The sequence below is a fragment of the Microbacterium sp. cx-59 genome, assembly GCF_020805625.1.
In the GTDB taxonomy this organism is placed as follows: Bacteria; Actinomycetota; Actinomycetes; order Actinomycetales; family Microbacteriaceae; genus Microbacterium.
In genome coordinates this window covers 64,319-83,734 of sequence record NZ_JAJHGO010000003.1, presented here as the reverse complement: position 1 = coordinate 83,734, position 19,416 = coordinate 64,319, and the positions used below count along the sequence as shown (strand labels likewise).

Annotated in this window: 16 protein-coding genes; 7 read left to right on the top strand and 9 right to left on the bottom strand. The window is 69.8% G+C overall.

The window, feature by feature from the left end; genetic code table 11:
• Window positions 1-16 precede the first annotated feature (16 nt).
• The 3 genes from hemW to lepA all read right to left on the bottom strand — a co-directional run bounded on the left by hemW (window position 17) and on the right by lepA (window position 3,790).
• Window positions 17-1,231, bottom strand: coding sequence for a radical SAM family heme chaperone HemW (hemW, locus tag LMI96_RS02830; protein ID WP_228360408.1), 1,215 nt, complete (start codon window positions 1,229-1,231; stop codon window positions 17-19).
• Window positions 1,231-1,872 (bottom strand): DUF1990 family protein, encoded by a 642-nt coding sequence (locus LMI96_RS02825; protein WP_223721074.1) that lies wholly within the window; start codon window positions 1,870-1,872, stop codon window positions 1,231-1,233. Before LMI96_RS02825 ends, hemW begins: the two co-directional genes overlap by 1 nt.
• Before the next feature lie 67 nt (window positions 1,873-1,939).
• Complete coding sequence (lepA, locus tag LMI96_RS02820; RefSeq protein WP_228360407.1) at window positions 1,940-3,790, bottom strand: translation elongation factor 4; 1,851 nt, start codon at window positions 3,788-3,790, stop codon at window positions 1,940-1,942.
• 60 nt (window positions 3,791-3,850) lie between these two features.
• Between lepA and LMI96_RS02815 the strand changes: the two genes are divergently transcribed.
• Both LMI96_RS02815 and rpsT read left to right on the top strand, forming a co-directional pair.
• Window positions 3,851-4,612: an alpha/beta fold hydrolase gene (locus LMI96_RS02815; protein WP_228360406.1), complete on the top strand. Its 762-nt coding sequence runs from the start codon at window positions 3,851-3,853 to the stop codon at window positions 4,610-4,612.
• A 118-nt stretch (window positions 4,613-4,730) separates the two neighbouring features.
• Window positions 4,731-4,991 carry a 30S ribosomal protein S20 gene (gene rpsT, locus LMI96_RS02810; RefSeq protein ID WP_223721071.1) on the top strand — a complete coding sequence of 87 codons (261 nt, stop codon included), beginning with the start codon at window positions 4,731-4,733 and terminating at the stop codon, window positions 4,989-4,991.
• 62 nt (window positions 4,992-5,053) lie between these two features.
• Here rpsT and holA read toward each other — a convergent pair whose 3' ends face one another.
• The 5 genes from holA to LMI96_RS02785 form a co-directional block, all read right to left on the bottom strand.
• Window positions 5,054-6,082, bottom strand: coding sequence for a DNA polymerase III subunit delta (gene holA, locus LMI96_RS02805; RefSeq protein ID WP_228360405.1), 1,029 nt, complete (start codon window positions 6,080-6,082; stop codon window positions 5,054-5,056).
• 9 nt (window positions 6,083-6,091) lie between these two features.
• Window positions 6,092-8,452: a ComEC/Rec2 family competence protein gene (locus tag LMI96_RS02800; RefSeq protein WP_228360404.1), complete on the bottom strand. Its 2,361-nt coding sequence runs from the start codon at window positions 8,450-8,452 to the stop codon at window positions 6,092-6,094.
• Between the two features lie 4 nt (window positions 8,453-8,456).
• On the bottom strand, window positions 8,457-9,068 hold the full coding sequence (locus LMI96_RS02795; protein ID WP_223721068.1) for a ComEA family DNA-binding protein: 612 nt from the start codon (window positions 9,066-9,068) through the stop codon (window positions 8,457-8,459).
• 88 nt (window positions 9,069-9,156) lie between these two features.
• Window positions 9,157-11,736 (bottom strand): leucine--tRNA ligase, encoded by a 2,580-nt coding sequence (leuS, locus tag LMI96_RS02790; RefSeq protein WP_223721067.1) that lies wholly within the window; start codon window positions 11,734-11,736, stop codon window positions 9,157-9,159.
• Between the two features lie 47 nt (window positions 11,737-11,783).
• Window positions 11,784-13,130, bottom strand: coding sequence for an anthranilate synthase component I family protein (locus LMI96_RS02785; protein WP_223721066.1), 1,347 nt, complete (start codon window positions 13,128-13,130; stop codon window positions 11,784-11,786).
• A gap of 41 nt (window positions 13,131-13,171) precedes the next feature.
• On the opposite strand from LMI96_RS02785, the gene LMI96_RS02780 reads away from it, so the two are divergent.
• Genes LMI96_RS02780 through LMI96_RS02765 form a run of 4 tightly spaced genes read left to right on the top strand, consistent with a single transcriptional unit; the run spans window position 13,172 to window position 16,563 of the window.
• A complete protein-coding gene (locus LMI96_RS02780) occupies window positions 13,172-13,864 on the top strand; it encodes a DedA family protein (RefSeq protein ID WP_223721065.1) in 693 nt (230 codons plus the stop codon).
• Window positions 13,830-14,921 (top strand): App1 family protein, encoded by a 1,092-nt coding sequence (locus tag LMI96_RS02775; protein ID WP_374197461.1) that lies wholly within the window; start codon window positions 13,830-13,832, stop codon window positions 14,919-14,921. The genes LMI96_RS02780 and LMI96_RS02775 overlap by 35 nt, the downstream gene beginning before the upstream one ends.
• Before the next feature lie 10 nt (window positions 14,922-14,931).
• Window positions 14,932-15,651, top strand: coding sequence for an SOS response-associated peptidase (locus LMI96_RS02770; RefSeq protein ID WP_223721063.1), 720 nt, complete (start codon window positions 14,932-14,934; stop codon window positions 15,649-15,651).
• Window positions 15,652-15,687: 36 nt separating this feature from the next.
• Window positions 15,688-16,563 (top strand): 3-methyladenine DNA glycosylase, encoded by an 876-nt coding sequence (locus LMI96_RS02765; RefSeq protein WP_223721062.1) that lies wholly within the window; start codon window positions 15,688-15,690, stop codon window positions 16,561-16,563.
• Window positions 16,564-16,604: 41 nt separating this feature from the next.
• Here the strand turns inward: LMI96_RS02765 and LMI96_RS02760 are convergent, their stop codons facing one another.
• Window positions 16,605-17,711: a cupin domain-containing protein gene (locus LMI96_RS02760; protein WP_223721061.1), complete on the bottom strand. Its 1,107-nt coding sequence runs from the start codon at window positions 17,709-17,711 to the stop codon at window positions 16,605-16,607.
• Window positions 17,712-18,115: 404 nt separating this feature from the next.
• On the opposite strand from LMI96_RS02760, the gene LMI96_RS02755 reads away from it, so the two are divergent.
• A complete protein-coding gene (locus LMI96_RS02755; protein ID WP_223721060.1) occupies window positions 18,116-19,315 on the top strand; it encodes a sugar MFS transporter in 1,200 nt (399 codons plus the stop codon).
• Window positions 19,316-19,416: the final 101 nt, after the last annotated feature.

Below are 19,416 nucleotides of genomic sequence, written 5' to 3'. Positions count from 1 at the left end.
CGCACGTCCGTGCGAGTCACTCCGTGAGCGCGCGGACGACGGCGTCGGCGAGGAGCCGGCCGCGCCGTGTCAGCACGATGCGACCGCCGATGGCGGATGCCCCCTCGATCAGGCCGTCGGCGATGAGCCCCGCGACGGCGCTTCGCCGTGCCGGGGGGATCGCCTGCGTCGACAACCCCTCGCGGATGCGCGACTGGAGCAGGATCCGCTCGAGGGTGCGGGCCTCGGCATCCGGAACCTCCCGCGCCGCCGCCGGCGACACGTCCTGCGTCAGGCGCTGCGCGTACGCCGCGGGGTGCTTCACGTTCCACCACCGGACGCCGGCGACGTGGCTGTGCGCACCGGGACCGAAGCCCCACCAGTCGGTGCCCCGCCAGTAGGCCAGATTGTGGCGCGAGCGCTGCGACGGCGTGCGCGCCCAGTTCGACACCTCGTACCAGTCGAAGCCCGCGGCGGCGGCCGCATCGTCGACGAGCTCGTACATGTCGGCCTGCAGGTCGTCGTCGGGCGCCGGCACCTCACCGCGGCGGATGCGGCGGGCGAGCTGGGTGCCGTCTTCGATGATGAGCGCGTACGCCGAGAGGTGATCGGGCTCGAGAGCGAGCGCGGTCGAGACCGACGTGCGCCAGTCCTCGATGCTCTCGCCGGGAGCGCCGTAGATCAGGTCGAGGCTCACCGCGAGGCCCACGGCGCGCGCCGCGGCGACCGCATGCGCGACGTTCGCCGGATCATGAGTGCGGTCGAGCGCCGCCAGCACGTGCGGCACCGCCGACTGCATCCCGATCGAGACGCGCGTCACGCCCGCGTCCGCGAGCTCCTGCAGCGACTCCATCGAGACCGTGTCGGGATTGGCTTCGACCGTGATCTCCGCGCCGGGCGCGATGCCGAACGCGTCCCGCACGTCGCCCAGCATCCGCGCGAGAGCTCCGGACGGCAGGAGGGTCGGGGTACCGCCCCCGAAGAACACGGTCTGAGCGGGCCGGCGGTGCTCACCGAGCACCCGCGTCGCCATCGCGATCTCCCGCGACACCGAATCGGGGTAGTCCTCGCGGCGCTCTCCGCGGAGCTCCTCGGCGGTGTACGTGTTGAAGTCGCAGTACCCGCAGCGCACCCGGCAGAACGGCACGTGCAGGTAGACGCCGAAGTCGACCTCCGGATCGGCGACGACACCGTGCGGCAATGCGCCGTCGGCCGGAACCGGGTCACCGTCGGGAAGAACCGAGGGCGACATCAGGTGTACATCGGCGAGATCGCCCGCAGGTACCGGCCGAACAGCTCGCGACGCCGACGCCGAACCAGCACCGGCAGCATCCGGTACGCGAGCGCCACCGGGCGGTCGAACGCGCGCACCGTGAACCACACTTCATCGTCGCTGCGCCACTCGATCATGAACGACTCCTCGCCGCTCACCACCGAGCCCTCGACCGTGCCCAGCGCGAAACCGATGCGACGCTTCTCCTCCACGACGAAGATCACGCGAAGTTCCGCATCCACGCTCATGCCGCCCACGCGGCCGTGGACGTGCACCGTCGCGCCCGCGCCGACGTACGGCGTGCCGTCGGCGTCGAAGCGCAGGTCGGCGTCCAGACGGCTCGGCGCGATCGGCTGACCCTCGTCGTCGAAACTCACACCCGAGTAGGCGGGCCCGGCGGCCGGACGGATGTCGCGCAACTCCAGACCCCCGTCGCGCAGCGCGCGCCACGACAGCAACGCCTCGCCCGCGGCGCGGAAGCGATCTTCGCCGCTGCCGATCTTCCACGACTCCTGGGCCGGAAGACTGCGTTCCGGCGGGTACTGCATGAGATCGGATGCTTGGGTCGCCCCGACGGCGGCATAGTCGACGGTCTCGTCCCGGAAGGTCCCGCGGCGCATATCCCTCAGCCTAACCGTGGTGGTTCGCGGCACGCCCGGCGATCATCCTCCGGAGCGCGCCCCGCCACTACTTCTTGTCTTTGGTTTCCACATCGCCCGAGAGCGCAGCGATGAACGCCTCCTGGGGGACCTCCACGCGACCGACCATCTTCATGCGCTTCTTTCCCTCCTTCTGCTTCTCGAGCAGTTTGCGCTTTCGCGTGATGTCGCCGCCGTAGCACTTCGCGAGCACGTCCTTGCGGATGGCGCGAATGCTCTCTCGGGCGATGATCCGCGCGCCGATGGCCGCCTGGATCGGCACCTCGAACTGCTGGCGCGGGATGAGCTTGCGCAGGCGCTCCGTCATCAGCGTGCCGTACGCGTACGCCTTCTCTCGGTGCACGATGGCGCTGAACGCGTCGACCTTGTCGCCCTGCAGCAGAATGTCGACCTTCACGAGATCGGCCTCCTGCTGTCCCGACGGCTCGTAGTCGAGGCTCGCGTACCCCTGCGTGCGGCTCTTCAGCTGGTCGAAGAAGTCGAAGACGATCTCACCGAGCGGCATGTTGTAGCGCAGCTCGACGCGTTCCTCGCTCAGGTAATCCATACCGAGCAGTGTGCCGCGACGGGACTGGCAGAGCTCCATCACGGTGCCCACGAAATCCTTCGGCAGCAGGATCGCGGCCTTGACCATCGGCTCGGATACGGAGGCGACGCGGCCATCCGGATACTCGCTCGGGTTCGTGACCGTGACCGTCTGCCCGGTGTCGGTCTGCACCTCGTAGATCACGCTCGGCGCGGTCGTGATGAGGTCGAGGTCGAACTCCCGAGCGAGACGCTCGGTCACGATCTCGAGGTGCAGGAGCCCCAGGAACCCGCAGCGGAAGCCGAAGCCCAGCGCGACCGACGTCTCCGGCTCGTACACCAGCGCCGCATCCGAGAGCTTCAGCTTGTCGAGCGCTTCACGGAGGATCGCGTAGTCGCTGCCGTCGATCGGGTAGAGACCCGAGAACACCATCGGCTTGGGGTCGGTGTACCCGGGCAGGGCCTGGGTCGCGGGCTTGCGGGCCGTCGTGATCGTGTCACCGACCTTCGACTGGCGCACGTCCTTCACGCCCGTGATCAGGTACCCCACTTCGCCCACGCCGAGACCCGTGGACGGCGTCGGCTCGGGGCTCGAGACGCCGATCTCCAGCAGCTCGTGCGTCGCGCGCGTCGACATCATCTGGATGCGTTCGCGGGGCTCGAGCTTGCCGTCGATCATGCGCACGTAGGTCACGACACCGCGGTAGGCGTCGTAGACGGAGTCGAAGATCATCGCGCGGGCCGCCGCGTTCGGGTCGCCCTGGGGGGCGGGGATCTCGGCGACGATGCGCTCGAGCAGCTCTTCGACGCCCTGGCCGGTCTTACCGCTCACGCGGAGCACGTCTTCCGGCTTGCCCCCGATGAGGCCGGCGAGCTCCGCGGCGAACTTGTCGGGATCGGCGGCCGGCAGGTCGATCTTGTTGAGCACCGGGATGATCTGCAGGTCGTTCTCGAGCGCGAGGTAGAGGTTCGCGAGCGTCTGCGCCTCGATACCCTGCGCGGCGTCCACGAGCAGCACAGCGCCTTCGCAGGCGGCGAGCGACCGACTCACCTCGTAGGTGAAGTCGACGTGCCCGGGGGTGTCGATCATGTTCAGCGCGTAGGTCTGCCCGTTCGACTCCCATGGCATGCGCACGGCCTGGCTCTTGATGGTGATGCCGCGCTCGCGCTCGATATCCATGCGGTCGAGGTACTGGGCGCGCATGTCGCGGTCGTTGACGACGCCCGTGATCTGCAGCATCCGGTCGGCCAAGGTCGACTTGCCGTGGTCGATGTGGGCGATGATGCAGAAGTTCCGGAGCGACTCGGGAGGAGTCGCACTCGGCTGCAGGGACTTAAGCGCGCGCGGTGACATGTTCCGTCGATTCTACGGGCGGCGACCGTGGACCGTGTTCCCCGCGCATAGCCTGGTCGGATGACGGTGCAGGTCGTTCTGGTCCACGGCATCCGCACGTCCGCGTCGATGTGGCGGGCACAGGTTGAAACCCTCGCGGCGCGGGGCATCACCGCGACGGCCGTCGACCTCCCCGGGCATGGAACGCGGATGGCGGAGACGTTCACCCTGGCGGAGGCCTTCGCAACGATCGATCGGGCCGTGCGCACGGCGGCTGAGCGCGGGCCGGTGCTGCTGGTGGGTCATTCCATGGGCGGTCTGCTCTGCACCGAGTACGCGGGTGCGATCGATCCGCCCCCCATCGCGGGCTTCGTCGCGGCGTCGTGCACGTCGATCCCGCGCGGTGTCGGGCTCCGCACCTACCGTGCGCTCGCACGAACCGTCGACGCGCTCCCCGACCGCGGGATGTGGATGACGAAGCGGATGCTGGCCGCCACTTTGCCGGAAGAGACCCGCGCCGACTTCGGCGCGGGCGGGTACGCCTTCGACACCCAGGACCTCGCCCTGAGCCTGCTCGCCACCCTCGACGTCGCGGGAGCGGTCGCCCGCATCCGCGTGCCGCTCTGGTTCGTCAACGGCCAGTACGACCAGCTCCGCCTCCACGAACGCCTCTTCACCCGGCTCGCGCCGCGCGCGGAACTGATCGTCGTGCCACGCACCAGCCATCTCGTGACCGCCATGCGTCCCGCCGCGTTCGACGCCGTCCTCGCGCTCGCCATCGCCACGATCGATGCCCGGCACGCGAGCGACCCGCAGGACCACGGGGTTTCCGCGCAGACCTGATAGAGTTGTTCCTTGGCTTGCATGCGGGGATTTTCCCGTCCCTCATGACCGCCGGAAAGCGCCCTCTTCGCCGACCGGCACGATCCTATTTCTCTCAAACGAAAGTCCGACGACACACGTGGCAAACATCAAGTCGCAGATCAAGCGCAACAAGACCAACGAGAAGGCGCGCGAGCGCAACAAGGCCGTCAAGAGCGAGCTGCGTAGCGCTGTGCGCCGCACCCGCGAGGCTGTCGCCGCCGGCGACAAGACCGCTGCGGTCAAGGCCCTCGGCACGGCGACCAAGAAGCTCGACAAGGCCGTCAGCAAGGGCGTCATCCACCAGAACCAGGCGGCGAACCGCAAGTCGGCCATCGCCAAGCAGGTCGCGTCGCTCTAAGCACCGCTTTTGTTCGAAGGCCCGTCGTTCGCGACGGGCCTTCGTCATTTCTGGCGCCGGTCTCAGGCGGAGCCGTAGGGAGCGCGCGTCGCAATCACGGTGATGAGCCGCTCCAGGGCGAACACCGGGTCGCGGGAGGCGCCTTTGACCTCGGCGTCGGCACGTGCGGTCGCCTGGATCGCGAGCCCCAGCGCATCCTGGTTCCAGCCGGCGAGATCGCGCCGCGCGCGATCGACCTGCCAGTCCTTCATCCCGAGCCGCGACGCGAGGACACCGGATGACTCGCGGGTTCCGGCCACCCGCGCCATCGTGCGCAGCTTCATGGCGATCGCCGCGACCATCGGCACGGGATCCGCACCCGATGCCAGCGCCTGCCGCAGGCTCACCAGCGCGTCTCCGTAGCGACCGGCGATCGCGGTGTCGGCCACCGTGAACGCCGATGTCTCGACGCGACCCCCGTAGTACCGCTCGACGATCTGGTCGGTGATATCGCCCTCGACGTCGACGATGAGCTGCTGACAGGCCGCCGCGAGTTCGGTCAGATCGTCGGCGAACGCCGCCACGAGCGAGCGCAGAGCGTTCGGCGCGATCCGGCGTCCTGCCTCGCGGAACTCCCCCGCGGCGAAGTCGTACCGGTCGGAATCGCGGCGCACCGCGGGGCACGCGATCTCGATGCCGCCACCGGTACCGGCGCGGATGGCCTCGAGGAGCTTCTTGCCACGCACGCTCGCGCCCGTGTGGCGGAGCACGATCGTCGCGCCGTCCTGGGGACCAGCGAGGTACGAGATGGCCTCCGCGAGGAACGCGTCGGAACACTTTTCGACGCTGCTGACTCGAACGAGGCGGGGCTCGCCGAAGAGCGACGGCGCGCTCACCGCCAGCAACGTTCCCGCCGTGTAGTCGGCCGCGTCGATGTCGGAGATCTCGAGACTCGGGTCTTCTGCGCGCAGGTACTCGCGAAGCCGCGATGTCGCGCGCTCCGCGCAGACCTCCTCGGGACCCGAGATCAGCACGATGGGCGCCGGTCGGGGTTCCCGCCATGACACCTGCGGGATGGCCGACCGCGGGGCGGACGGTCGACGAGTAACCATCGCTCCAGCCTACTCAGCCCCACCGACGCCGGGCGGCGCCCGCTCGCGCCAGAGTGTCAGGCGGATGCCGGTGTCGGTCGACACCGTTCCGACCAGCACCAGACCGTCCTGATCCGTGCGGGCGATGCTCATTCCCAGGTTCTGCGCCATCCGGAGTGCTTCGTCTCGAGGATGCCCGTAATCGTTATCGATGCCGACCGAGATCAGCGCGAGTTCCGCCCCGAGGGCGCGATAGAGCGCCGGCTCCTGGTCCGCCGAGCCGTGGTGCGACAGTTTCACGACGCGGTAGGGCGGATGCAGCACTCTCGACGAAAGGAGGGCGCGCTGCGCGTCGGCGCCGAGGTCTCCGAGCAGGATCGTGCGCGGCAGATCGGGCCCTTCGATCTCGACCACCACGCTCGCGTCGTTGCCCGGCGGGAACGCGGCGGAGGCCGGCCACAGCACCCGCCACATCGCGTCGCCGAGCGTGCCGCGCATCCCGACCTCGCCCTGGACGGTCCGCGCCGCCCCGACCCCGGATACCGTGCGTTCGTCCTGCGCCTCACCGACCGGACCGTGCACCAGGAGGTCGGTGCGACCGGCGAGGGCCGCGGCACCACCGACGTGATCGAGGTCGAAGTGCGTCAGCACGGCGACGTCGAGCCGACCGATCCCGAGCCGGTCGAGACACCCCGTGAGGAGATCGGGATCCGGCCCCGTGTCGACGAGCATGACCCGGCCCGCCGAACGCAGGAGCACCGCGTCGCCTTGCCCGATGTCGCACATCGCGATCCGCCAGTCGTGGGGTGTGCGCATCGGCACGATCACGGCCGCGACCACGACCGTTCCCGCGAGCACCCCGGCAGCGATCAGGAGACCCAGCGCGCTCAGGCGGCGCGCAACCAGAGCGATGCGTCGCCGACCCGGCCGGAGGATCACGAGGGTGATGGCCACGCCGGCCATCGTGAGAGCGAGGAGGCCGGAAAGACCCTCCGCCCACGGCAGGATCGCCCCCGGGAGGGCCGAGACCGCCTCCGCCGTCGCCGCGATCCAGGCCGCGGGCACCCAGGCGAGCGCGGTGAGTCCCGCCGCCAGAGCGGGGAGCGGCGCGGCCAGGCAGGCCGAGAGCCCGAGGATCGTGGCCGCCGGAGCCGCCGGCCCCGCGAGGAGATTCGCGGCGACTCCGTACAGCGAGACCCCGGGGGTGATGAGCACGATCAACGGGCCGCAGACGAGCTGAGCCGCCAGAGGCACCGCCAGGGCAACCGCGACCGCGCGGGGCAGAACACGTTCCAAGCCCCGCGCGAGCGGCGGCGCGAGCACCAGGAGCGCACCGGTGGCGGCGACCGACAGGGCGAAACCGAGCGACGACGCCAACCACGGATCCCCGGCGAGCAGCACGGCCACCGACAGAGCGAGGACCGCGACCCCGGCGCCCCGCCGCCCGAGGAGGAGGGCGAGCATCGCCACGGCCGACATGGTCGCCGCCCGAACGACGCTCGGCTCGGGGGTCACCAGGAGCACGAATCCACCGAGGGTCAACAGCCCGGCGGCAACTCGGGCACCCCGAGGCAGGCCGAGCGCCGCGGCCAGGAGGAATGCGAGGCCCACCACGATGGCGCAGTTCGCGCCGGACACGGCCGTGAGGTGCGACAGCGATGCGGCCTTCATCTGTTCGTCGAGCTCGGGCGCGACCTGCGAGGTGTCGCCCACCGCCAGCCCGGGAATCAGGCCGGCTCCGGGCGCCGGCAGACCGCCGCTCGCCGCGAGAAGAGCGGCCCGGAGGCCGGCGAAGACCGCCATCGTCCCCGTGGGAGGTTCGACCACCGCTCCGGACGGGCGGACGCGAACGACCAGCACCGCACGCTCCCCCGCATCGGCCGCGAACGCGGTCGCGTCGGCATGCAGCCGAGCGCCGACGTCGAGACCCTCGGGGCGCTCCTCGAGAAGAAGCGTGACGGGTACGCCGGCAGGAAGATCATGCGCTCCGGCGCGGATGCTCTCTGCGACGGCGTCGACGCGCCACCCGAGGATCGATCGCTCGGGTTTCGCCGTGATCTGCGCGGTGATCTCGAGCGCGCGCGACGTCGCTGACGCGACCGCCGCCTCGCGCGCCGGCGCCGCGACCGCCGTGGTCGCGGCGGCCGCAGCGGCGAACGCGAGCGCGACGATGACGACCGCAAGAACCGTCACCGGATCGACGGCCCGCTCGGCGCGGGTGCTCGGCCGCATCCGGATGCGGATCAGCAGCGCGAGAGCGACGACTACCAGTCCGCCGCATCCGGCCGCGATCGCGCCCGCCATTTCGGGGAAGAACGTCGACGCCGCGGCCGCCGCCCAGGTCGCGACGGCGGCGGGAACCATCCGGAAGGCTCGAGAATCCACCGTCACGCCGTCACACCGTCACGAGGTCGCGGATACCGGCCAGCATCTTGTCGCCGATACCGGGTATCCCCAGCAGGTCGTCCACGCTCGTGAACCGGCCGTTCGCCGTGCGCCAATCGATGATGCGCTGCGCGATCGCCGGTCCCACGCGGGGCAGCGTGTCGAGGCCCGCCAGATCGGCCGTGTTGAGGTCGATCTTGCCGCCCGCGAGCGGACCCGCCGCTCCCGGGCTCGCGGGGTCCGGAGCCTCCCCGACCAGCGGGACGTGCAGCTGCTCCCCGTCGTCGACGGTCCGGGCCAGGTTCACCGCCGCGCGATCGGCTCCCTCCGCGAACCCGCCGGCTGCCGCCACCGCGTCGAACGCGCGGGCGCCGGCGACGAGTTGATACAGGCCCGGCTCGGTCACCGCACCCGAAACGTGCACGAAGATGTGGCCGCTCGCCACGGAGGCGTCACCGGGCGCACTCGATGCCACCGCGGGCGGCACGACCTCCGGACCGCCCGCGGGACGCAGCATCCCGATCCCCGCCGTGGCCGCGAGCGCCAGCAGCACGATCACCACAACCGCTCCGGCTCCTAGGCGCGCACGCGCGCGCGGGGGAACCGGATCGGAGGACGTCACCCGGCCCACGGTAGGCAGTCGCCGCCGTCGAACGAGCGTCGGCCCCCTCCCGTGTGCACAGAAGGGGGCCGACGCGGTGCTGGGGAGGTTACGTCGTGCTGAAGCTGACGACCTTCGGCGGCCGCACGATGGCCCGGGTGATGGCGCGGTCGCCGAGCGCGCGCTGCACGCGGGCGTCCTCGCGGGCGAGGCGCTCGAGCTCGGCGCCGTCGATCCGTGCGGACACCTCGAGGGTCGCTCGCACCTTGCCGTCGATCTGTACGATCGCGGTGATGGTGTCTTCGACGAGCAGAGTGGAATCCGGCTGGCGCCAGACCGCGAGGCCGACGGACGGCGGGTAGCCGAGCTGCGCCCACATCTCCTCCGCCGTGTGCGGCGCGAACAGGTCGAGGATCATCGCCACGGCCTCGGCCGCCTCACGGACAGCCGGGTCGCCCGCGCCGGCACCGGAGTCGATGGTCTTCCGGATCGCGTTCACGAGCTCCATCAGGCGAGCCACGACGACGTTGAACTTGGTCTGCTCGATGAGCGACGGCGCCTCGGCCCAGAGCCGGTGCGTGACGCGGCGGAGCGCCGCATCTCCCTCTGCCCAGACGACATCGGTCGGGCTCGACACGTCGGCGGCGACGCGCAGCGCGCGCGCCAGGAACTTCGTGGCGCCGGTGGTCGAGACGTCCTTCCAGTCCTTGTCGTCTTCCACGGGACCCGCGAAACCGAGTGCGACGCGCAGCGCGTCGGCGCCGTGAGCGTCGAGCTCTTCCTGGAAGAGCACCAGGTTGCCCTTGCTCTTCGACATCTTGGCGCCGTCGAGGATCACCATGCCCTGGTTGATCAGGCTCGAGAACGGCTCGGTGAAGTCCAGGTGCCCCATGTCGTAGAGCGCCTTGGTGATGAACCGTGCGTACAGCAGGTGCAGGATCGCGTGCTCGACGCCGCCGATGTAGAAGTCGACGGGCGCCCAGCGCAGCGCCTCGCGCGATGAGAACGGCTGGGTCGAGTCCCCCGGCGCGAGGAAGCGCAGGAAGTACCACGAGCTGTCGACGAAGGTGTCCATCGTGTCGGGGTCGCGGCGGGCCGGCTCACCCGTCTCCGGGTCGACCGTCGTGACCCACTCGGTCGCCGCGCCGAGCGGCGATGCGCCCTTCGGCGTCAGGTCGAGATCGGCAGCATCGGGCAGGCGCACGGGCAGTTCCGCATCCGGAACCGGCATGATGCGACCGTTCTCGCCGTGCACCATCGGAATCGGGGTGCCCCAGAAGCGCTGACGGGAGATCAGCCAGTCCCGCAGGCGGTAGGTCTTCGATGCGCGACCGGTACCGGCCGCGGTGAGCTCGGCGATGACCCGGGTGATGGCGGTGCGCTTGCTCAGTCCGTCGAGCGAGCCCGAGTTGATCATCCGGCCCTCGCCGGTGAGCGCGATCCCGGTGCGCGCGGGATCCACGTCATCGCCGTCGGCGTCGTCGCCCAGCGGGTCGATCGGCCGACCGTCCGCATCCGTTTCGATGACCGGGATGGCACCGGTGATCGGCGCGGTCGTGTCGACGACCACCCGCACCGGCAGGTCGAACACGCGAGCGAAGTCGAGGTCGCGCTGGTCGTGCGCAGGCACGGCCATGACCGCGCCGTGGCCGTAGTCGGCCAGCACGTAGTCGGCCGCCCAGATCGGCAGGCGCTCCCCGTTGATGGGGTTGATCGCGTACCGGTTCAGGAACACGCCGGTCTTCGGTCGGTCGGTCGCCTGACGCTCGATGTCGGTCGCCTTCTGCACGGTCGACAGGTACGACTGGAAGCGCGCCTGCGCCTCTTCGCCGGCCCCGGCGGCCAGCTCGGCCGCGAGGTCGGAGTCGGGTGCCACGACCATGAAGGTCGCTCCGTGCAGCGTGTCGGGGCGCGTGGAGAAGACCGTCACCTTCTCAGCGCGGCCCTCGATCTCGAAGTCGATGTCGGCGCCGATCGAGCGGCCGATCCAGTTGCGCTGCATCTGGATGACCTTCTGCGGCCAGAAGCCCTCGAGCTGGTTCAGGTCGTCGAGCAGCCGGTCCGCGTAGTCGGTGATGCGGAAGTACCACTGCGTGAGCTTCTTTTTCACCACGACCGTGCCGCACCGCTCGCAGCGGCCGTCGATGACCTGCTCGTTGGCGAGTACGGTCTGGTCGTGAGGGCACCAGTTGACCGGGCTCTCCTTGCGGTACGCGAGCCCGCGCTCGTAGAGCTGCTGGAACAGCCACTGGTTCCAGCGGTAGTACTCCGGGTCGCTCGTGTGCAGCACCCGGCTCCAGTCGAACGAGACGCCGTATGCGCGGAGGCTCTCCTTCTGCTGGGCGATGTTGTCGTAGGTCCACGTGACCGGGTTGGCACCGCGCTTGATGGCCGCGTTCTCAGCGGGCAGGCCGAACGAGTCCCAGCCGATCGGATGCAGCACGTTGTACCCGCGGTGGCGCCAGAAGCGCGCGACGATGTCGGAGTACAGATAGTTCTCGGCGTGACCCATGTGCAGGTCGCCGGACGGGTACGGGAACATCGCCAGGACGTACTTGCGCGGGCGCGTGTCGGCATCCCCGCCGGCGCGGAACGGGTCCTGAGCGGCCCAGCGCTCCTGCCACTTCGCCTGGATCGCGTGCACATCGAAGCCGCCCTCGGCGGGAGCGGTCGGGAAGTTCTCGGACACGTGAAGACCAATCGATGTATGTCGGGAAAGTGCGCATTGCGCGTCTTTCAGGTTACCGGACCCCGACTCGCCCAGTCTTCGGGCAGGGTCGCGCCGATCGCGCGCAGCGGAGCGGACGCCTTGAGCGCCACTTCTGCGACCTCTGCCGCGGGCACCGACGCCCACGTGATTCCGCCGCCGGCGCTGACGTACGCGCCCCCGGGAAAGGTCACGACCGTGCGGATCGTCATGGCGAGATCCAGCCGTCCGTCCTCGCCGACCCAGCCGAAACATCCCGAGAACGCACCTCGCGCCTCTTCCTCGAGACGATGCAGGATCGTCATCGCCGAGAGCTTCGGCGCGCCGGTCATGCTCCCGGCTGGGAACGTCGCCGCCCACAGGTCGCCCACGGTCGCGCCCGGGCGCGGCCGACCCGCGACGGTGCTGACCAGCTGGTGCACCGTTGCGTAGCTCTCGATGTCGAGGAGCCGCTCGACCGTCACCGTCGCGGGATCGCAGACGCGTGCGAGGTCGTTGCGCATCAGGTCGACGATCATCACGTTCTCGGCGCGCTCCTTCGGGTCGGCCGCCAGGTCGGCCGCCAGCGCCGCATCGTCGTCCGCGCTCGCCCCGCGCGGCCGTGTCCCCTTGATGGGGCGGGTCCGGACGATCCCGTCGGCGACCTCGAGAAAGCGTTCCGGACTCGCGCTCACCAGCGCGACATCGCCGGTGCGGATGAGCGTGCCGTGGTGCGACGGCGACGCCGCACGGAGCGCCGCGTGCGCCGCGATCGGGTCGATGTCGCCGCGCACGGTGAACCGCGTCGTGAGGCACAGCAGATAGGCCTCGCCCCGACCGATCGACGCACGGCAGTCTTCGATCAGGCGGGCGTAGTCGTCCGCGCCCACGCGCGCGGCGGCCGTGACCGGCGCCGACGGCGGCGCGGCAACGTCGGCGTCGGGAGCGATGCGGATGCGGCGCGTCACCGCATCCGCATCGCCCGCGACGATCCAGACGCTCCGCGCGGCGTGGTCGAACGCGACGAGGGTGTCGGCGCGCATCCACGACTCGGCCGGAAGGTCGTCGGCGGCGACCGGTGCGCCGGCGTCGGATGCTCCGGATTCGTACCCGAGCCAGCCCACCCAGCCGCCGCGGAAGGGTCCGCCCGTGCGATGCGGTGCGTCCGGCGCTGCTCCCCGGGCCGTCACCGCGCCGTCGCTGTGCAGGCGTTCGAGGGGTGTGCGCCGCAGCTCGGCCGCATCCGCGGGTGATCCGATCCCGACCCAGCTCCAACCCGTCGTGGCACTCGGTCCCGCGTCGAGCCAGAAGGTGTGCGACGCGTCGAGGAAGGCCGCGTGCACCCGCGCGGGGTCGATCCAATCCTCGAGCAGGACGGGCGTGGCAGCGGCGGGCACTCTCCCAGGCTATCGATGCGGCACGCCCTAGGCTTCGTGCTGTGAACGATGTGCTCACCTGGATCCTCGACGCGGTCAGCGCGGTGGACCCCGGGCTGCGCATCTTCCTCGCGGGGATCGCCATCATGCTCGAGACGAGCATCCTCGTGGGACTCATCGTTCCGGGGGACACCGTCGTGATCGTTGCGGGCACCGCGGTCGAGACCCCGCTGCAGGGGATTCTGCTCGGAGTGGCCGTCGTCGTGGGGTCGCTGCTCGGTGAGAGCATCGGCTACTTCCTCGGGCGGTGGCTCGGGCCTGCGATCCGTGCGTCGCGCCTCGGCCGCCGTATCGGCGAAGCGAACTGGCGCCGGTCGGAGCGGTACCTCGAACGGCGCGGGGGTCCGGCGATCTTCCTCTCCCGGTTCCTGCCCGTCCTGCATTCACTCGTTCCCCTGACCGTCGGTATGACGGGCTACTCGTACCGGCGTTTTCTCGCGTGGACGGCCCCCGCCTGCATCCTGTGGGCGACGCTGTACATCGGAATAGCCGCCGCGGCCGCGGGCACGTATCGCGAGCTGGCCGATCAGATCCACTTCGCGGGCTACATCTTCGTCGGCATCATCGTCGTGTTCCTGGTTCTGATCTTCATCGCGAAGAAGGTCATCGAACGCGTCGAGCGCCGACACATGACGGACCCGGATGCGGACCACGCCCCGGATGCGACGCGGGCGCGAGGAGACATGGAAGACTGAGGCCGTGGCCGAATCTTCCCGACCCGCCCTGCCCGTCAAAATTCTCTGGCTCGCCCGCTTGGAACGTCGGTTCCACTCCTGGCGGGAACGCCGCGCCCGCGCGCGCGGTCTGACGCCGACGGTCAGCGCCTTCCCGGGGTACGGCTCCCAGAGCTGGGTGCGAGTGCTCGGGCGCGTCGTCATCCCGCCGCGCGGCGCGCGCGGCCGGAACGGCGACTACTCGGGCGTGCGCGGGTGGCGGAGTTTCGCCGCGGTTCCCGTGGGTTTCGCCCAGGTCGTCGTCACGATCGATGGGGTAGACCACGAGGTGGTCGCCGATCGCGGCGGAGTCGTCGACACGGTGCTTCCGGCAACGCTCGCGCCCGGCTGGCAAGACCTCCGCGTCCGCGTCGAGAACGGCGAGTCGACACGACTGCGTGTTCTGGTCGTCGCAGACGACACCACCTTCGGTGTCGTGTCGGATGTCGACGACACGGTCATGGTCACGGCTCTTCCGCGCCCCTTCCTCGCCGCGTGGAACTCCTTCGTTCTGAACGAACACGCGCGTCAGCCAGTTCCGGGGATGTCGGTGCTGCTCGACCGGGTCGTCGCGGAGTATCCCGGGGCGCCGGTCATCTACCTCTCCACGGGCGCGTGGAATGTGTCGCCCACGCTCGCGCGCTTCCTGCGGCGCCATCTCTTCCCTTCCGGCGCCATGCTGCTCACCGACTGGGGACCGACGCACGACCGATGGTTCCGCAGCGGCCAGGAGCACAAGACCTCGAACCTGAACCGGCTCGCGCAGGAGTTCCCGCACATCACCTGGCTGTTGATCGGCGATGACGGCCAGCACGACGAACAGATCTACACGGCGTTCGCGAGTGCGCATCCCGCGCAGGTCGCGGCCGTCGCCATCCGCCAGCTCACGCCCGCCGAGGCCGTGCTCGCCGGTGGCCGATCGACCGTCGACGACCATTCGGCTGCGTCGGTGCCCTGGGTCACCGGCGGCGACGGCGCGCACCTGTTGGAGCGGCTCGGCGAAGTCGGCGTTCTGAACGATGTCGGCGGTGCGGCGTAGGGTCGGCAGCATGTGCGGTCGTTTCGTCGTAGCCAACGTCGGGTCCGAACTCGTGGGTGTCCTCCGAGTCGACATCGAGAACCCTGAACTCCCCCCGCCCTCGTACAACATCGCCCCCACCGGCACGGCCGCGATCGTGCTCGATTCGGCGAAGACCGACCCCCCGACGCGGCGTCTCGAGCCGGCGCGCTGGGGGCTCGTGCCGTCCTGGGCGAAAGACCCGAAGGTGGGCGCGCGGGCCTTCAACGCTCGCGCCGAAGAACTCGAAGAGAAGCCGATGTTCCGGCAGGCGTTGATCAAGCGCCGGGCCGTCGTGCCCGCCACCGGGTACTACGAGTGGAAGGTGACGGGCGACACGAAGACGCCGCACTTCATCCGTCCCGCCGACGGCTCACCGATGTTCTTCGCCGGGCTGTACGAGTGGTGGCGCGACCCGGCGAAAGCAGACGATGCCGCCGACAAGTGGATGCTCTCGTTCACGATCCTCACCCGCGACGCCATCGGGCACCTGGGTTCGATCCACGACCGGATGCCGCTGTTCCTCGACGCCGACTTCGCCGATGCGTGGCTCGACACCGACACCGAGAACGTGGGCGACGTCCTGGATGCGGCCCACGACGCGGCTCCCGACGTCGCCGAGACGCTCGAGGACTACCCCGTCTCCGCCGCCGTGGGCAACGTGCGAAACGACTCCCCCGACCTGATCGAGCCGGTCGCGACCGAGGGCTGAGCGCCGCGCACGGCGCACACGACGTATCCTCAACCGGTGGAGACCGCGACGGAAACGGTGCTGTCGCGTGCGGATTGGCATGCGCAGGAGTCCGCGCACACCGATCGCGCTGACGCCCTGACCGCGGGTCGACGTGCGCGCGCATCGCGCGGGCAAACGCACCCGGTCGACGATTTCCTCTACACGTACTACTCGTACAAGCCGTCGGTGCTCCGGCGCTGGCACCCGGGCATCGGGGTCGCCCTCGCCGACGCGACCGATTCACCGCGCGCGGCGTGGCGGTGGTACCGCGCCGATACAAACATCCTGCGCGTCGATGCCCCGGCGTACGTCGCCGAACGCGGCGTTCTCCTCCGCGCGGTGCGAGCCATCCTCCGCGGGGCACTCGATCGCCCGGCTTCGTACGGATGCTTCGGCCTGCACGAGTGGGCCATGATCTATCGAGACGACTCCCCCCGACACGACGTGCCGCTGCGCCTGGGCAGCCGCGGCACCGACGACGTGGTCGAGGCCCACGACATCCGCTGCACGCACTTCGACGCGTTCCGGTTCTTCACCCCGGATGCGGTCCCCCGCAACCGGACGCCGTTGGATCGCCTCACGCAACCCGAGCGCGAGCAGCCCGGCTGTCTGCACGCGGGGATGGACCTCTACAAGTGGAGCGTCAAGCTCGGTCCCCTCGTTCCGGGCACAGTGCTTCTCGATGCGTTCGAGCTGGCCCGTGACATCCGCACGCTCGACATGCGGGCATCGCCCTACGACCTGAGCGCCTGGGGATACTCGCCGGTGCCGATCGAGACCGCATCCGGCAAAGCCGATTACGTCGCCGCCCAGCGCGAGTTCACCGCACGCGCACAACCCCTCCGGCGCGCGCTGCTTTCGGCCATCGCCGCCGCATCCGCCGACCTCTGACCGCGGGACGTCATCGGTCGGCGTCCGCCTCGCACCTCGGATCAGGTGCGGAGCGGGGTGATGCCCTGCGACGTGCGCGGGAAGGTCGCGAGCGTGGCCTCGTCGATGTTGAGGTGGGCCGCCACGAGCGACGGGGGCACGTGCGCGAGCCAGTTGGCGAGCGACACCTCCTCGTACCTGTCGGTGCGGAACACCTCGAGGAACTGCAGAACGTCTCCGCCGGTGTTCTCGATGTAGTGGCCGAGATTCTTCTTCACGACCCCGACGTCGCCCGCTCGAAAATCGGTCGTGTTCGCGTGCGGGCCGGTGTTGAACACCGTCATCCGTGCCGACCCGCGCAGGTAGTACTGCCACTCGTCGGCGTTCGGATGCCAGTGCAGTTCCCGCATCGATCCGGGCTCGACCGTGACGAGGGCCGCGGCGACCGTGTTCGACAGCGGAAAGTTGGTGCTGTCCGCGATCTGGATGCTGCCGCCGCTGTTCTTGTGCCGCGGCTGCGACCGCGAGAGCCGGAAGATGATGGGCTCCGCCGCGCCCCATTCCACGCCGGCGTCCGCCTGGTCCTGGGCGAGATCCCCCGGCTCGTCGCCGAGGAAGATCCAGAGGTTGTGCAGCGGGATGTCGGTGAAGACCTCCTGCGCCACGCCGAAGTTCTTCGCGAGCACATCGGGGGGCGTGTGCGCGAACCAGTCCGTCAGCAGCAACGTGTTGGACTCGGACTGATTGCCGTCATCGAACGCGAGGACGAATTCGGCGCCGTCGGGCCCGAGGCCCTGAAGGGAGTGCGGCGTGCCCGCGGGGAAGAACCACACGTCCCCTTCCTCGACATCTTCGACGCTCGGGGCACCGCTGCGGCTCAGCGTCGTGACCCGCGCCTTTCCGCGCGTCATCACCGCCCATTCCGCGGTCTGATGCCAGTGCAATTCGCGGATGCCGCCCGCCTGCAGGTACATGTTGACTCCGGCGATCTCGTCCGAGATGTGGAAGTCCTGTTTCGTCACTTCCCGGGCCCAGCCGCCGTCCTGCACGCGGCGCGGCGAGATGTTGAAGGACGACCAGAAGAACGGTTGGGTGCTGATGTCGGTTCCGGGTGCATCGATCTGGTTCGGGAACTGACTTGCGAGAACCGTGTTCTGCGGTCCGTTCATCTGGCGACTCTGCGGGTGCTGACGCGTGTTGATCTCGCCCTCGGGCGGAAGGTCCGGATTCCCCAGGACCGGGGCTTCATGATGAGGGGCGGCGCTCTCGGACGGTTCCATTCCGTACTCCTGTCTCGACGTGATCACGCGTGGGTTCAGTCTCGGAGCGCGAACCAGCGCGGGCATCCGTCAAAAGTCGTGACATCGTCCGGCCACATCCCGCAGGACGACTCTTCGGCGGCGGACCGCTGCCGCCCTGCCGGTCGCTCTCGCGGAGGCCGGTACGAGATGATGGTCGGGGTGTGCGCGCAAGGCGCACGTCCCGTGCGTGCGGCCGCGAGGGCTCCGTGCGTCGAGCGACGGCGTGTCCGCTGACGCTCCGGACCGCTGATCGAAGGGCAACTCCCGGACCCGTGTACTCCCTTCTGCTTGCGATCATCTACATCGCCTTCGTCAGCCTCGGACTTCCGGATTCACTGATCGGCGCCGGCTGGCCAGTCATGCAGCGAGACCTCGACGTGCCCGTCGCTTTTGCCGGGATCGTCACGACGATCATCGCGGTCGGCACGATCGTGTCGAGCCTCGCGTCAGAGCGCCTGACCCGCCGGTTCGGTGCCGGTGCCGTGACAGCCGTCAGCGTGGGCATGACCGCGGCGGCGTTGTTCGGTTTCTCGATGTCCGGTTCGTTCTGGATGCTGTGCCTGTGGGCCATTCCGTACGGCCTCGGCGCCGGTGCCGTGGACGCGGCGCTGAACAACTACGTCGCCGTGCACTACGCCGCCCGCCACATGAACTGGCTGCACGGGTGCTGGGGCCTGGGCGCGTCGATCAGCCCGTTCATCATGAGCTACGCCCTGACTGCCGGCGCGGGCTGGACGGGCGCTTATCTCGTCATCGGGATCGCGCAGGCGGTGCTCACGGTCGTGCTGCTCGTCAGCCTTCCTCTCTGGGGCAAGGTCAACCCTCTCGCGCCCAGTGCCGGACCCGCTGAGTCGGACGACGACGAGCCCGAGACGCGCGGGGCGCACGTCCCGCTCGGTCGGGTGCTGCGCATCCCGGGGGTCCCCGCCATTCTGGCCGCGTTCTTCGCCTACTGCGCGCTCGAGAGCACGGCGATCCTGTGGGCCTCGACGTATCTGGTCACCGAGCGGGAGATCGCTCCCGCCACCGCGGCCGCGTTCGCATCGCTCTTCCTCCTGGGCGTCACCGCGGGGCGTTTTCTCGCGGGGTTCTTCGCCGACCGGGTCGGAGATCGGAACATGATCCGCGGCGGCTTCGTGACGGTCGGCCTCGGAATCGTGCTGTTGATGCTTCCGCTGGGTACGGATGCGGGGGCGCTGATCGGGCTCGTCGCTCTCGGCCTCGGGTGCGCGCCGATCTATCCCGCGATCATCCACTCCACCCCGGTCAATTTCGGCCGTCGGAACTCGCAGGCCATCATCGGCATCCAGATGGCGGCGGCCTACACGGGTTCCACCGTGGCCCCGCCGCTGTTCGGCGCGATGTCGACGGCCTCCGGGCTCTGGATCTTCCCGGTGTTCCTCGCTGCGCTCGCTGCGCTCGGCCTGCTGATGTCGGAGCGACTGAACCACCTGGTCAGGCGACCGGCGTAGCGCCAGCGGCCTCCGGTGCATCGCGAGCCGCCGCAGTGCTGACCCCGGATTTCGCTGATCCCGGGCCCCGGCGTGGACTCGTCCTTCCGACCGGGGAGACG

Bases quoted from the DNA above. Each gene is read 5' to 3' on its own strand.
- hemW (WP_228360408.1), bottom strand. From the start codon at position 1,231: ATGTCGCCCTCGGTTCTTCCCGACGGTGACCCGGTTCCGGCCGACGGC.
- LMI96_RS02825 (WP_223721074.1), bottom strand. From the start codon at position 1,872: ATGCGCCGCGGGACCTTCCGGGACGAGACCGTCGACTATGCCGCCGTC.
- lepA (WP_228360407.1), bottom strand. From the start codon at position 3,790: ATGTCACCGCGCGCGCTTAAGTCCCTGCAGCCGAGTGCGACTCCTCCC.
- LMI96_RS02815 (WP_228360406.1), top strand. From the start codon at position 3,851: ATGACGGTGCAGGTCGTTCTGGTCCACGGCATCCGCACGTCCGCGTCG.
- holA (WP_228360405.1), bottom strand. From the start codon at position 6,082: ATGGTTACTCGTCGACCGTCCGCCCCGCGGTCGGCCATCCCGCAGGTG.
- LMI96_RS02775 (WP_374197461.1), top strand. From the start codon at position 13,830: ATGCGACGCGGGCGCGAGGAGACATGGAAGACTGAGGCCGTGGCCGAA.
- LMI96_RS02770 (WP_223721063.1), top strand. From the start codon at position 14,932: ATGTGCGGTCGTTTCGTCGTAGCCAACGTCGGGTCCGAACTCGTGGGT.
- LMI96_RS02760 (WP_223721061.1), bottom strand. From the start codon at position 17,711: ATGAACGGACCGCAGAACACGGTTCTCGCAAGTCAGTTCCCGAACCAG.